Genomic DNA, 13,299 nt, shown 5'->3' on the forward strand with positions numbered 1-13,299 from the left:
CATTCATTTGCATTCAGCCTGTGCTGATCTACGAAACGCCACCTTTCTTCATAGACACGAAAGGCAAACTCAGGGTCAACCAAGCTCTCGGCTCGATCCCATAAGATGACGTCTAGCTCTGGATAGTTATTTCTATTAAGCTTTTTCATTTAAGAAACCCTCCTTATCGGAGAAGCTTAGATGAGGCCTTTTGGCCTATTTCAATGCTTTCGCACTGGGCATGACTATTGCTTACTCGTCATCATAAGCGATCAATTTTGATCGCACAAGCCTAGTAGGCTCGGAATCAACCGGACAAGCCTATGGAGCTAGCAAGGCTGGTCTTGCCGTTGATAAGTAGCAGATGGAAGTCAAAAATGTCTTTCTTAGCCTAGCACAACCGCACTATTTATTCTTCCGCTGCTCGAAATACATCCCCCAAAGATCGCATTCCAGCTCAGTGAGCATCGCCAGGGGGAACAGGTCGGGCCTTACGCGAAACAGAAATTCGCCCTTCAGGTCGCAGAGCTGGAGGGCGATTTGGATATCTGGCTGCCTGAAGAGCGCTTCGGCTTTCCCGGCTCGCTGCCCAGGCCGGTCAGCTGAGTAATTTTGGTGGTCAGTTCCCAAAACTCGATGGGAAAGGCTTCCGCCAGCTTTACCGCCAATTGGTGACTGCACTCCGGTGCCACACTGCCGATCACCAGCATTTCAATTCGCCGCGCTAAGTCATCCGGTACGCTGTCACCAGATCCGATCAGTTCACGCACAGCATCGGTCACTTTGGCATCTTTTTGCGACAGCAACCCTTCCGCAATGGCATTGCGATTACGGTTGCGGGCCTGGGCTTCATTAACACTGGCCAACTCTGCACCGCTCAGGCCGCGTACGCGCCACGTTGGGGTTTCACCTTCCTTAACGCCTTTGAACCAATCACGCAGGTCGGGCACCGGCACATCCTCTTCACGGCGCTTAAAGCTGGCCCCGGTGAAGCGATTCACATCAAATTCCATGGCATCACCTTCAACAAATGCTTTTTTGAAAAGCTATAAAAGCCTGCCGCGGCAGGCTTTATGGCAACCGCGTTTAGCCTTCAAAATCGACGGTGGCTTGCTCGGCCGATACGGTGCAGCTGATATTCACATGGTCGCCTGCCGGATACGTGCGCCCGATGCCGAGAATGCCTTGAGTCAGCGAGAACGGTACCCGATGGCGGTTCTGGTACCAGCGAAACCACAGCCGATTGTTTTTAAGTCGAACCAGCGGATCAGTGGCATCCCCTTCGCCGTAGTAGGTGAAGCTCGCCTGCCCAAGCGTTTGTGAAACACTGCCCAGCGTGCCGTTATAGATCTGTGTCGAGTTAGTGGAATGGGAGGTCTCCGCGGGTACCCAGTTACTCGCCCGGGGAATTTCGGCAAAGATCGGCGTATAGCCCCGCACACTGACGCGCTTGGGCAAGCTACCCGTATGGATCTTGGGCAGTTCCGCCGCAAAGTGAACTTCCCCACTGGCGGGATCGGTTTGCCATACCGGGCTGTCGTAACGCTCCTGGTGGTTGCCGACGACCTGATAAATGTCAGTATCGTTTACAGGGGCAGCGCTGCTGCTGGCAAGACGCACCTGGCCAATCTCGATTGAATCCACGGGAATGAACGCTGGCCCACCCGGCTCGCCCCGTTGTTCGCTGAAGGTAGCGCCCTCGGCGCCAGCCACAGCTACTAGCGCGCCGCTGTTATCCACCGTAATGCTGGTAATCACATGGGTTTCAGTGGAAGCACGGTCAATGGCCACATCCGCGCTGGCCACATGCACCAGGCCATCGCTGGCAGCACCGTCTGCAGTCGGCATGTAAGCCGTCAGAGCGGCCACAGCCACACTGTCATTGCCGGTACCGGCGCGGATCTGCCCACCGGTTGCCAGCCCCCAGGGGCGAACCTCCGCTTCAAAGCCAGCGCGGCCGCTCCAAGGAGCGAACGTCGCTTCAAAGAGGGTGGCATCACCCATGTCGGATAGATGCTCCCAATCGTTAAAGGATTGGCCGGACTCATATTCCAGTTTAGGGTTGTCGGTAATCGCCACGGGGCGCCCTCCTATGTTGCGTGGTCAAATCCCGTCGAGCGGGCATAAAAAACCCGCGCGCAGCGGGGAATATCATGGTTGCAGGTACTACAGGCTATACGGATCACCCACGGCATGTGACCAGCGCACGGCAAGCACTAGATCCACTCCAATAATGTCGCTGCCCTCTTCGGGGTAATAGATCGTACCGCCGGTATAGGCGATGTCCTCGCATAGACCATCCAGCGTGCGATCGCTGCCGGTGGCGGTGGCGATCAGTTCGGCCAGGATGGTATTGCCCTGGGTGCTCCACTGACGGTGGTTGCGGTCGGCCTGGTGCACGGTTTCAACCGTGACCTCCGTGGTCACACTCACGCCACCGTAACGGTTGCGCTCCACTAGGCCGTCGCTGCCATCCCAAATGCTTCGCGCGGGCAAGGTGTCGATGATGCTGTTCGCCCGCTCTGCGCTTAGCCGCTCAGCCAGTGCTGCGATGATCTGCTCTCTGATAGGGGTCATATCACTGCCGATTGAGTAGTCGTTCTGCTTCATAATCCATGCGCTGCATTAAGCGATTGCCGCTGGGTGCCTGCAGGTCGTCTTTCACATAGGAAAACACCTGGCTGGTGGAGGGGCCGTAAAGCACCTTGATGCCTTCACTGCGCCCGAGGCCTGGGCCGTATTGGGTACGAATGGCGATAGCCTGCACACCGTTGGCGAAGCGGATAAAGAAAGCGCCAGGCATGCGCTTTTTGCCGCCGCTTGGCTTCACCTGCACACCCACTCCGCCCGCTTTGTAGGCTTGGTGTGGGTAGCGTGTAAGTAGAGTGCCCCGCGTTGGCGTCCGGATTGCGCCGTTCAAGCTATTAACGGTGGCCCGCTTAACGGTCAGCTTGTCGCGCACATAGCCCGCTTTGAGCTTCACCTGCTTACGAATCTCTTTGCTGGCCTCGGTGCGCGTTACGCCTAATGTGTGGTTAATGGCACGGCTCATGGCGCGCGGTGCGCCATTCTTAATGTGCATCAAGTCACTTTCGATACGGCGGATCGCCTGCTTATCCACCGTAATCTTGATCGGGGTGGTCTGGCTCATGTTCTCTCCGGCGTCACAATCCAGGTCACCAGGTAGCCGTCGTCGCGGGCCTTTTGGCCTAAACGCCAACCCTTACCGTTCAGCGTCACTACATCGCCGCGGGCACCCGCACCAAGTTCACTGGTGTAACCGGTTAGCTCGGTGCGGGCTTCCATAATGACGCCTTGCATGCCTGCCACTGTGCGCTCCACGTCTCGATCGAGCATTACATTGACAGGAACAGGATCAGCATTCAGAGCGGCGAAGCAAGCCGGATCACCGGCTTCCTCCAGTATTTCCCGCGTGCCTTCCCGCACTTCGTCTTCAAAGACGCTCATCACTCACCGCCTGTGCCTTGGTTGAGTGCTGGGTTTGATTCAGGCTCATGGGCTTTCTGTGACACTGGTGCTTCCGCAATCACGCCCGCCTTCAACAAGCGATCCTCCTCGGCTTTATTCTTGGGCTTATAGGGCTGACCACGTTTAGCCAGTACCTCTTTGCCCTTTTCAATCTGCCCGCGAATCACCACAAATTGCTTGGCCATGATGGCCTCCTCTCCAGTTTATGAATGGCATAAAAAAACCCGCATCATTAGGCGGGTCGGTTATGCCACGTTGGCGAAAATGAACGCGTCCGGTTCGTGGAAGCCTGGAAGCGGTGCTGATTGCATCATTAACCAGCGAACGCCGGGGTCATCTTCCAGCCAGCTTTTCGGGTAGCGAGCCACATCGAATAGCCCACCTTCCAGTGCTTTCATATCCTGAATAGCGCCATACAGCATTGAGCAGCGGGTTGAAGTTGGCCCAACGATCAGCCCGCCAGCGGGAATCATCGGAGCTTCTTCGCCCTTATCAGGTTGATACCACTCTTCGTAGGCGTAGAGATCCATACCAGGATCATTTAGGTAGCCAAGGTACGTCACACCGTCCGGCAGCTCTTCCGGTCGGATCATGCCAAGGTCGATGCGGCGCGTATTCAGTTTCTTGATCACCGATTCGTTATCAAGGAAGGCATCAGCCGCCTCGGAGCTCATAACACTAGCATTCGCAGTGCGGCCGGTTTTCTTGGCAATGCGGCGCTTGTACTTGCGTAGATCGGCAACCGGATCGGCGGTGTCTTCCGACCACTGAACGGCCTCTGTGATCAAGTTATCGTCGTCCATCTGGTAATCGACAATATCGTCAACACCGTCACCTTTGACCTCCACCATGCCGGTGGTGAGCGCCTGGGCAATCATCCACTCTTCGCGGCGGTTGATCTGGTCATCCAGATCTTCCATATCCCGGGCTAGTTGATCTCCGGCGCGCTCAAGTGGTGTGCGACCAGTATAGATATGCTCTCCCGGCTGACGCTGGTTCAACAATAGGCCAGCGCTGGTTTCCAGTTTCGGTTTAACGTAGGCAGGCTTATAGCTGCGCATAACGCTACCCGAGCGATCAACCACTTTGCCGGGACGGTTAGGACGCACAAAGGGCGCCATCTTGCGGTTGCCCTTGATAATGTCGATATCAACATTTTCGGTGGTCGCAGTGACCGGCTCAGCGCCGAAGTAGAGGGTGCCCAGGAAGCGGCGGCTTTGCTGCATTTGACGGATAGCAGCCAGCATGGTGCGTGTTGCAAATAAGTCCATGGGATTCTCCATGATTGATAATAAATAGCGCGGCTAGGCTTAGTCGTGCACGAACAGGCTGAGCGGCCGCAGGGCTTTACGGACACTGCCCACTGTGTGCCCTTCTCCTAGCGTCAACGCCGCTGCACGTAGATCGCCGGTAAGCTGAACTTCAGCCCCCACTGTGCCCTCGGAAGCATCGACCGCTTCCCAGAGCACTACACTTGGCTTTTCGCTTCCGTCCTCGGCTGCAGCGGCGCTGAGTTTGAATTCTTCGCTGGCAGTTACCTCCCCAAGCACGCTGCCAGCAGCCAGCACTTCACCTGCAGCGATGGTGACTGTGGCGTAACGGCGGGGGAAATCTCCCGCCATCATTGCCATTTGGGGATGGTTGGTTTGTGTCGCACTCGACATAGGTGTCTCCTCTTATCGCGTATAAAGCGCTTGGCTTACTTGGTTTGCCAACGGCGCGAAATTGCCGACACCGCTTGCTGTTCGTCTTCAGCTTCTTTGCCGCCTTTTGGTGGCGTTGCCGGGGGCGCCTCGGTACTGTCTTGCTGCATGCCGGTCAGCGAAATGCCGCGATCCTGAGCTGCTTTGAAAAGCGTTAAACCGGTTGCCTCAACGCTGTCACCATTAGCCAGCGCCGCCGCGACTTCTTGTTCAAACCCTGGTGCTGCCAGCGATTGAATGCCGATACAGCGCTGACGTTCAGCCTCTGCCGCTTCAGCACGTACCTTTTCGGTATCCACGGTTTCGGCAGCCGCAATCTGAATAGTCTTTGGATCGGTGCCCGCTTCGATGGCGGCATGGAGTTCAGCGGTGGTTTTAACGGTCGTCATCATGACGCTCCTTTTCGGACTGGGTGTTGAAACGGAGCCCGCCAGTTCGGCAATCAGGCCCTCTAGTGAGCCGAGGCGGTCGGCCATACCGGCCGCCACGGCAAGTGCACCAGTGGCGATACCGCCCTGGCGGAAACGGTCGTTTACCTCTTCACGGGGAATGCCGCGATTGCGTGCCACCTTGTCGAGGAACACATCAGCGAGCTCATCGGTGCGCGTTTGCAGCTGGGCACGCCCTGACTCGGTTTCCAGATCTGGACGCTTGTTCGGAGCATTGCTTGAAACAATCTCATAGCTCTTTTCGCCGGGCCGGTCTTCGCGCTTACGCAGGCTAAGCACCACGCCGACGCTGCCGAGTTGGGCGGTGTCGTCAACGATCACTTCATTGGCAGCGCTGGCAATCCAGTACGAAGCGCTGGCCGCCTGCCCGCCTACGTAGGCTTTGATAGGCTTGGTACCGCGCGCCTGATAGATCATCTCTGCCAGTTCATTAATGCCGGTGGCTTCACCGCCGGGGCTATCAATGTCCAACACCAGTACATTGACGGACGGGTTATCGAGCGCCGCCTGAATGTCCGTGGCTAGGCTGCCAGTGGCGGTGGCGCCGCTAATTTCGGTCATCAAATTGGCATGCCGAAAAATAGGGCCGCTAACGGGGATAATGGCAACGCCATCGCGCACAGTGACGCTGCGCGTATTGTCTAGCGGGCGACCTAGCCTGGCTTCCAGTGCTTGAACATCGCCTTCCCGCGCTGCAACGGCCATGACGGTATCGAGTGCTTCAGCGGTCATTAGCCACGTATGGCTAGCCGCCAGCTCGAAGGCGGTGCGAGGCAGTGTCATGGGGTTCTCCTGAATTATTCGTCAGCGTTGGCCGACGCTTGCTCTTCTGAATGAACTTTCCCGCCCACATAGACAGGCACGTTGTCCTGTCGCTTGCGCTGGATTTCACGGGCACGGTCACGATGAACGTCCTCCCAGTCTTCGCCGTGCAGCGCCATGGTTTCGATATGCTCATTACTGGTACCGTTGGCGATCCGCTCTGTGGCGGCACGGGCATCGACCTGTTCATTTAGTGATCCAAGGGGTTCACCGATCCATAAGCCGCGGGTATAAGCACGGCGGCGTACCGGGTCGTTATAACCAGGTAGCTGAATACGGCCACGCGCCACGAGCTCATCGATGACCAGCTCATAGGTGGGCTGGCAAAACTGCACCGTGAGATGGTGGCGGCGCTGTTTGATGAACTTCCATAGCTGGTTGAAGGCGGCGCGGGCGGCGGTGTAGCTGGTCGAGAAGTGCATCAGTAGCACCTCAGAAGGCATTTCCAGTGCCGCGCCCATCTCTTTCACAATGGCCACAAAGAACGGATCGAATTGGGCATTCGGTCGATTGGGATTGATCGTGACCGGTTCGGCACCCTCCTCAAGATCCCAGACAGCGCCTTCACCCAACGTCAGGTTATCGCCATCACTCGGCTGGTCGTTGGAACTGCTAACAACGGGCCGGTCTGGCTTGTTGGGATCGTCGCTATCCTCGCTCCACATTGGCCCACCGGCCGCCATGTCAGCATCGTCATTGGGCGAATGCTTAATGGCCACGGTAAACATGGCGCTGATTACGGCCGCCGTCAGCTCTGCCTGACTGAACCGCTCTAATTTTTGCAGCGCTTCAAGAATCGGTGCCAGATACGGTATGCCGCGAGTTTGGCCTGGCCGCCCTTTCTCATTGACCAGGTGCAGAATGCGCCGGCGCCCCGTTTGAGTGCCAAAGATGGGGTACCACTTCCACTGCTGCGAGGTGGTGTAGTCGCTGGGGTAACCACTGCAAACACGGATATGCGTAGGTTTGCCCAGCCTGTCAGTGCGCACACCGTCAACTTCATTCGGGGTGTGAAGATCGCTTAACGGATTACCGACCCGCTCTGCTTCAATCAACTGCAGCTTGGTGCCAAACAGGCAGCCAGGGCGCTGATCATCGGGTGTCATGGCAAACACATCGCCACTGACTAACGCACTGATAAAAGCCAGCCGCTGGAGCATGTAAAAATCGAGACCGGCCTCGATGTCGCACTCGGCAGGATCCTCTGCCCATAACCGAAACCCACGCGCCAGCTCATCATTGAGCGCATCGGCTTCATCGTCGCTTAGTCCCAGGGATTCACCATCCACGTTGGGGCGCACCGTTAGCCCCATGCCCACCACGTTGGTGGCGGCACGGTTAACGGCGGCACGTGCCATCATGTGGTTTCGGTAGGCGTCCCGGGTACGGCTAATAAGCAGTTCCCGCTCACCTGTGGGTGTGTCCTGCCGAGGGCTGCCAAGCCCTGGCAGCCAACTAAGCATCGAGCGAATCATTCGGCTTGCGCCGCGGTGCCGCGTCTCGCTGCCACTATTAGCCCGTGAGCGGCCTTGGGTAGACTCCAGCCGCTCAAGCTCCTGGCGAACCATCTGGTCTCGCTTTTGCGCAGCAGTGCTACCCTTTAAGCGTTTAAATAGGCCCATGATTAAAATCCAATGTAGCGAACGCGGTGACGACCGCCTTTAGCGTTGGCCGCTCTTTCTTTGGCGGCCATCCGTTCAAAGCGCTCTTCCATTTTGTAAAGCGTGGGTAGATCTGCCCGGGTGTAATGCCGATCGCCAAAGCGCCATGACTGTGAGCCGCTTAGGATTTTGTCGATGGCTTCGCGCACCTTGTTAAGGCGTGCAGAATAAGATTCGGGGGTCATAAGCTGCTCTTTCTAGCGACGCGGGATCGCCTACGCTTGGGACGCGGCGCCAGCGTGGCGGTGTCATTAAGGTCGAGGCCAAAGCGCTGCTGACTAATACGCAAAGCAGCCAGGGCATACACGAAACAGTCCAGCGCTTCGTTACGGCGGCCGCCTGCATCCCAGCGGTAAACACGCCGCCCTTTTTCGATCTTGGCCACTTTGATTTCAGCGGTGAGCTGCTTGATCTCATCCTCATCGCAAATGAGATCGTTCGAGGGCAAGTGAACGCAGCCAGGTACCGCCACGCCAGGTTGCGGCTGAAGCTTGAGGCGGTTGTAGATGGTTTCCTTGGCGTTGTCGGTACCCACTTCAGTGAGGAAAACGCCTTTAGCGGTTTTCTTGCGCGGCATGTTGGCAATCGGCTTGCCGTACTTATTGGCGCCCTTGATCGGAATAACCCAGTAAGGGCCCTGCTGCTTGCTCATGGCGTACACTTCATCGGTGTAGTGCCCGCCTGAATCCCAGCACCAGCGCATCACTGGCAACCAGTTCCCGTCTGTTCGTTGGTACCCCTGGTGCAGCTTTTGCGCCACTTTGCGCTTTAACTCTGGCCCGGCAGGATCGCCGTAGAGAATCCAACGGTCTACCAGCCAGCACTCTTCATCCTTACCCCACGCCCAAACGCGGCCTTCATAGCGGTCATCCTGGGTGTCGATACCGCCCGTCAGCGCCACCACTGCATCGGGCACTTGGGGGTAAACCTCACGACGCCCGTAAATCGTTTCCCACTCGAGCTTTTCGCCCAGCTCGTCTTCCCAGGTTTCGCCTAGCGTGGTGTTTACAAAGGTTTTGAGCTTTGAGGGCGAACCCTTTGCCTTTAGGAAGTCACGAACGATGCGCTCCCAGGTGGTAAAGGGGCTAAGCACCGTCCATAGATAAAACGTCACGCTGTCAGGCGTGGGTATCGGTTCGTGGTCAGCGCCAAACCAATCAATACCGTCGCGCGTCCATATGCCTGTATCAGCGCACACCCAAACGCCATCTTTGATGCTGTGCTCACGGCTTTCATCCTGCAGTTCGTGCTGCTTGATCACGCAGCCGTTGTGCTCGCATAGGTAGAACGAGGTTTCCGGTTTACCTTCGTCCCACTTGATACCAAAGCTAGCATCGGGGCCGCCCCACTTGAGAATCTGCTCTTCTCCGCAGTGCGGGCATGGCACATGAAAATTCAGCTTGTGCGGCGACTCTTCAGCGGCTGCCTCAATCTGGCACTGACCACGCACCTTGGGCGTAGAGCCGCGAATGGACTTCGGAAACGTAGAGCCTTCTAGGCGCTTATCGCCCAACGTGGTGGGCGAACCCTCTTTTTCGATGTCCTCATCAAAGGCAGCAAGCTCGTCATAGATGACCACATCCACCGACTTTTCGCGGTAGTTGCGGGCAGCCTTGCCCCCGTGCACGAACACTTGCTTGCCGTTGGCAAACCGTTTGGCGCTAAGCGTGTTATCCCTATGCTTCATGCCGTGCCACGGCGCCAGCTCTAACACTACCGGCACATCACGCACCATGGTTTCCATGTGCGTTTTCATGAACGATTCAGCGTCAGTATCCGTGGGGCTGAACGTCAGGATGTTGCGCTTCTTGTGCTCCAGTAGATAACCGGCGGCGGCCAGCAGCATCTTGGTGTAACCAAGGCGGGCCGACTTCACCACATTCACCGTGCGGATCTCGTCGTTACCCATCGCGTTTAAGATGGCGACTTGGAAGTGGAGCGTTGTCCAGCGTCCTTCGTGGTAGCTCGATTCACTGGATAGATAGAAATTCTCGTCAGCCCACTCCACGGCCGTCAGTGGCGCGGGCCTGAACAGTGCTAACAACCCTTGATGCACTGAACGCCGCCACTCCCTAAGCTGCTGAATCGATACTGTCGAAGTAGTCATCCAGCAGCTCCGGCAAAAGACTATCGAGCCCGCTGGCTTGATTACGGGCGCGCGCTAGCTCCCGCATCAGAGTGTCTAGGTGACGCGTCTCTAAATCGGGATGCTTACGCTTCATCGTTAGTGGCAGTGTGTCGAGAATGGCGGCGATCTCTGCCGCAATTTTGGATAAGGTGAAGATGGCAAACTCGCTGGGCACCACTTTGCGAGCGGCCAGTTCGTTCTTCTGCTGCTGGCCAATACGGCGCTCTTTGGTCAGCAGGTACTCTTCCTGTTCGCGCTTATGCTCGAGCAGTGGATCAAAGCCCATATCGTCATCGCCAGGTTGCGATGATTGTTGTTTCGCCTCTAGCTCAGCTAGCTTCAAATCCAGCACCGAACGGCAGTCGAAATAGACGCTTCTACCGATCTTTGCAACCGGCTTAACGCCCCATTTATCAAAGGCTTGCACGCTGATACCCAGGCTTGCCGCCATCTGGCTTTTATTCAGCCAGTAAGGCTCTGGAGATTGCTGTCTTCTGCTCGACATCGAAACAACAACCTCGCCTTAGAAAATTCTCATAAATAGCGCGAAATCGAGGCTCTGCGCCCCCGTACAGCAGAGGCACACGCTCAGGAGGACCCGGCGAATATCAGTGAGAAGCTAAGAACCTTGACGCAAAGTAGTGGGACTGATCCTGTTAATCAGACCGAGCAATCACATGGATTTAAGCCCGGCGCTACTAGCTACCATGAATTGACCGCCGAAAAATTCAGGCATTGTTAACTCTGGAGCCGAGCCCCCGGGTAGTCCACGGCGAAGCATCTTATAATGAATATCAAATTTTTCTAAAGCATTGCGCCGATAAGCCGATGAAGAACTTACATAAACATTAGGAAAAAAATGATGAGCGCGATACTCAGTGGTTTAGCTGCCTCGTTAGCAACTATCTTTATAAGTGCTATAACACACCATCTAAAACAAAGAATAAGTTATGGCGAGCGATGGAAAAAGAAAAAAGAGCAGTTTGACGATATTATTTTAAAAGCACGAGAACTAACAAAACAACATGATATTAACTGCGCAGAAAGAGCTTATCTTGAAAACTCAATCTTCTCAAAGTTTGGATGGCCAATGCCCGCAGAAGCTGTTACGTACCTGCTTACCAAAAAAGACTTTCCATATAACCTTGAAATGTTCCATAAATCTCGAAGAGATATAGAATTTAGCGAAGGAAAATTCAGAAGCAAGGTCAGTGGTTTAGGAGAGATATTTGCATCGCCAAAAGAGTCTCACATTAAAGCCGTCGTCAGAATTGCTCTAACGCTAAATTTTTCTTGGGGGCTAACAGCCATAGCTCTGGTGATCATAAATTTAGGGTTTCAATATCCCACGCCAACCATAACAGCAGCATTCGCAACCTTTACTCCATTAGCTCTTTTTGCTCTCTATTTGCTTGGCACTTCAACAAATGATATGAGAAGAAACAAAAGACTACTAGACCTAAACAACAGTGCAAACCCAGTTATATAAATCGATCTTAAAACAATTATTCAATCGATCTTATTTTAATGATTCTATCAACCGCCGCCCGATCAGCATTGAACCGGCGGCGTAGCGCTTCATATTCAGCGAGTAACAACAGCACTCCTTTATTAGTTTGTAATATCCGCTTGGGTGCTGGCAGCTCATTCGTTAGATGCTCCGGCACCTCCGGGCTATCGCATACCATTGGCATTGACTGATCGCTGAAGCTCGCGCACCCAGTCAACAATCCCATCAGGCAAATCGCTATCAAGCCAGTCACCTGCTTTCGCATCTTGTTCTCCCAATGGTTCGAGGGCCCCGGTGCTGGCGCCTATATCGTCATCAATGGTTTCTAACGTGCGTTCACGCGCAGCCAGCGCGCTGCTCAATGTATTGATGCGCTGGCGCTGCAATTGCTGGTGCTCGATCAATATCTCAGCGCGTTCACGCTGGTGCTCAGCCTCTGCCTTGTATGCATCACGCTCGCTGGTGACGTGCTGCCAGTAGAAATAAACAGCAGCAATGCTTAGTGCGCCTACCCCCACCCCGATCAGGTTGCGCTTGAGCTGGCCAATCATTTGCGCCACCGCCCGATGAAAACCTCATAGATGTCGTCTGCTTTACTGCGAATCCAATCAGTACCCAGGAATGCCAGGAACACACACGGCGGGAAGGCAATGATGGGCGGCCAGCCCTGAGACTCAGCTATCCATAAGAAAACCGGGAACAGCGGCGTTGCCAGGAGCGTGCACATCAAAGCACCCAGCAGCGACTTTTTGAGGCTGCCGCCCTCGTGTACGCCACGAATAAATCCCATTGTGAACGTCAGGATGGCCACCAAAGTGATAGGCAAGAAGTCCAGCAGCCCTTGCCAGAAGTTGGGGTCTCTGCCATTCATACGGCGTTTCTCTTTTCGTCTTGGATTCATGGCGCACCTCTCGGGCGGGCCTCGTCAGTTAGTCGATGGAAATGCCGCCAGCCGATTTATAAACACTCAGCAACTCATCAGTCGCCAGTTCCCTCTGGCCATACCCAGCACCTGGTAGGCTCGCCCAAATGTTGCGGCAAACATGGATGGCATCACGGATGCGGCCGTCATGGATCAATGCAAGCGCCTTGCACTGGCGGATAAGGTGAATGGCGCCTAGATCTTGGCTAGCAGGCGTAAAGTCAGGAAGATGGAACCGCTCTACCAGGTCATCCCATGTACGTATCAGGAACTGGTAGCGCCCTGCTGCGCTGGAGTGGATTTCATAAGCAGGAAGCCAAACAAGCTGGCGCGGGTGATCGTCGTAGCTGTTGAATGTCTTGCCGCCGACAATCACATTGAAGCCATCTTGGTTACCAAATTTCGGTGTTCCTTCGGCAAAGGCCAATGTATCGAGGAAGGCGGCTAAGTTGCCGGCGCGTGTATCTCTTGGCGGTGCTGGCTCAACGCGCAGCAGTTCCGCCTCCTCAAGCCAATGAGTAGGAGAATGAGCCGACATAGCTGAACCTCAATTACTGGAGCCACAGAAACGCAAAAGCCCCACCGGGTGACCGGCAGGGCTTCAAGAAGTGATGGCTAATCGCGCAGCTAGCGCAG

Annotated in this window: 17 protein-coding genes; 1 reads left to right on the forward strand and 16 read right to left on the reverse strand. The window is 55.4% G+C overall.

What is annotated here, in order from left to right:
• Positions 1 to 494 precede the first annotated feature (494 nt).
• The 13 genes from QEN58_RS09690 to QEN58_RS09750 form a co-directional block, all read right to left on the reverse strand.
• On the reverse strand, positions 495 to 992 hold the full coding sequence (locus tag QEN58_RS09690; RefSeq protein ID WP_280103489.1) for a hypothetical protein: 498 nt from the start codon (positions 990 to 992) through the stop codon (positions 495 to 497).
• A 73-nt stretch (positions 993 to 1,065) separates the two neighbouring features.
• Positions 1,066 to 2,058: a hypothetical protein gene (locus tag QEN58_RS09695; protein ID WP_280103490.1), complete on the reverse strand. Its 993-nt coding sequence runs from the start codon at positions 2,056 to 2,058 to the stop codon at positions 1,066 to 1,068.
• 87 nt (positions 2,059 to 2,145) lie between these two features.
• Positions 2,146 to 2,556, reverse strand: a complete 411-nt coding sequence (locus QEN58_RS09700) for a hypothetical protein (protein ID WP_280103491.1) — start codon at positions 2,554 to 2,556, stop codon at positions 2,146 to 2,148.
• Between the two features lies 1 nt (position 2,557).
• A complete protein-coding gene (locus tag QEN58_RS09705) occupies positions 2,558 to 3,130 on the reverse strand; it encodes a phage tail protein (protein ID WP_280103492.1) in 573 nt (190 codons plus the stop codon).
• Positions 3,127 to 3,447 carry a head-tail joining protein gene (locus tag QEN58_RS09710; protein ID WP_280103493.1) on the reverse strand — a complete coding sequence of 107 codons (321 nt, stop codon included), beginning with the start codon at positions 3,445 to 3,447 and terminating at the stop codon, positions 3,127 to 3,129. The genes QEN58_RS09705 and QEN58_RS09710 overlap by 4 nt, the downstream gene beginning before the upstream one ends.
• Positions 3,447 to 3,653 carry a hypothetical protein gene (locus QEN58_RS09715; protein WP_280103494.1) on the reverse strand — a complete coding sequence of 69 codons (207 nt, stop codon included), beginning with the start codon at positions 3,651 to 3,653 and terminating at the stop codon, positions 3,447 to 3,449. The genes QEN58_RS09710 and QEN58_RS09715 overlap by 1 nt, the downstream gene beginning before the upstream one ends.
• A 60-nt stretch (positions 3,654 to 3,713) precedes the next feature.
• Positions 3,714 to 4,739, reverse strand: a complete 1,026-nt coding sequence (locus QEN58_RS09720) for a major capsid protein (protein ID WP_280103495.1) — start codon at positions 4,737 to 4,739, stop codon at positions 3,714 to 3,716.
• A gap of 39 nt (positions 4,740 to 4,778) precedes the next feature.
• Positions 4,779 to 5,132: a head decoration protein gene (locus tag QEN58_RS09725; protein WP_280103496.1), complete on the reverse strand. Its 354-nt coding sequence runs from the start codon at positions 5,130 to 5,132 to the stop codon at positions 4,779 to 4,781.
• Positions 5,133 to 5,167: 35 nt separating this feature from the next.
• Entirely contained in the window at positions 5,168 to 6,403 is a 1,236-nt protein-coding gene (locus QEN58_RS09730; RefSeq protein WP_280103497.1) for a S49 family peptidase, read from the reverse strand.
• 14 nt (positions 6,404 to 6,417) lie between these two features.
• Complete coding sequence (locus QEN58_RS09735; protein WP_280103498.1) at positions 6,418 to 8,064, reverse strand: phage portal protein; 1,647 nt, start codon at positions 8,062 to 8,064, stop codon at positions 6,418 to 6,420.
• Between the two features lie 2 nt (positions 8,065 to 8,066).
• Positions 8,067 to 8,288, reverse strand: coding sequence for a hypothetical protein (locus QEN58_RS09740; RefSeq protein ID WP_280103499.1), 222 nt, complete (start codon positions 8,286 to 8,288; stop codon positions 8,067 to 8,069).
• Positions 8,285 to 10,210 (reverse strand): phage terminase large subunit family protein, encoded by a 1,926-nt coding sequence (locus tag QEN58_RS09745; protein ID WP_341870817.1) that lies wholly within the window; start codon positions 10,208 to 10,210, stop codon positions 8,285 to 8,287. Before QEN58_RS09745 ends, QEN58_RS09740 begins: the two co-directional genes overlap by 4 nt.
• Positions 10,176 to 10,736, reverse strand: coding sequence for a terminase small subunit (locus QEN58_RS09750; RefSeq protein ID WP_280103500.1), 561 nt, complete (start codon positions 10,734 to 10,736; stop codon positions 10,176 to 10,178). The genes QEN58_RS09745 and QEN58_RS09750 overlap by 35 nt, the downstream gene beginning before the upstream one ends.
• 357 nt (positions 10,737 to 11,093) lie before the next feature.
• Here QEN58_RS09750 and QEN58_RS09755 point away from each other — a divergent pair, with 357 nt between their 5' ends.
• A complete protein-coding gene (locus tag QEN58_RS09755; protein ID WP_280103501.1) occupies positions 11,094 to 11,720 on the forward strand; it encodes a hypothetical protein in 627 nt (208 codons plus the stop codon).
• Positions 11,721 to 11,905: 185 nt separating this feature from the next.
• Here QEN58_RS09755 and QEN58_RS09760 read toward each other — a convergent pair whose 3' ends face one another.
• Genes QEN58_RS09760 through QEN58_RS09770 form a run of 3 tightly spaced genes read right to left on the reverse strand, consistent with a single transcriptional unit; the run spans position 11,906 to position 13,201 of the window.
• The gene (locus QEN58_RS09760) at positions 11,906 to 12,292 is read right to left on the reverse strand and encodes a hypothetical protein (RefSeq protein WP_280103502.1); all 387 of its coding nucleotides are present in this window, start codon (positions 12,290 to 12,292) and stop codon (positions 11,906 to 11,908) included.
• Positions 12,289 to 12,642 (reverse strand): phage holin family protein, encoded by a 354-nt coding sequence (locus QEN58_RS09765; RefSeq protein WP_280103503.1) that lies wholly within the window; start codon positions 12,640 to 12,642, stop codon positions 12,289 to 12,291. The genes QEN58_RS09760 and QEN58_RS09765 overlap by 4 nt, the downstream gene beginning before the upstream one ends.
• Before the next feature lie 28 nt (positions 12,643 to 12,670).
• Entirely contained in the window at positions 12,671 to 13,201 is a 531-nt protein-coding gene (locus QEN58_RS09770) for a glycoside hydrolase family 24 protein (RefSeq protein ID WP_280103504.1), read from the reverse strand.
• Positions 13,202 to 13,299: the final 98 nt, after the last annotated feature.

The organism is Halomonas alkaliantarctica (assembly GCF_029854215.1).
GTDB lineage: Bacteria > Pseudomonadota > Gammaproteobacteria > Pseudomonadales > Halomonadaceae > Vreelandella > Vreelandella alkaliantarctica_A.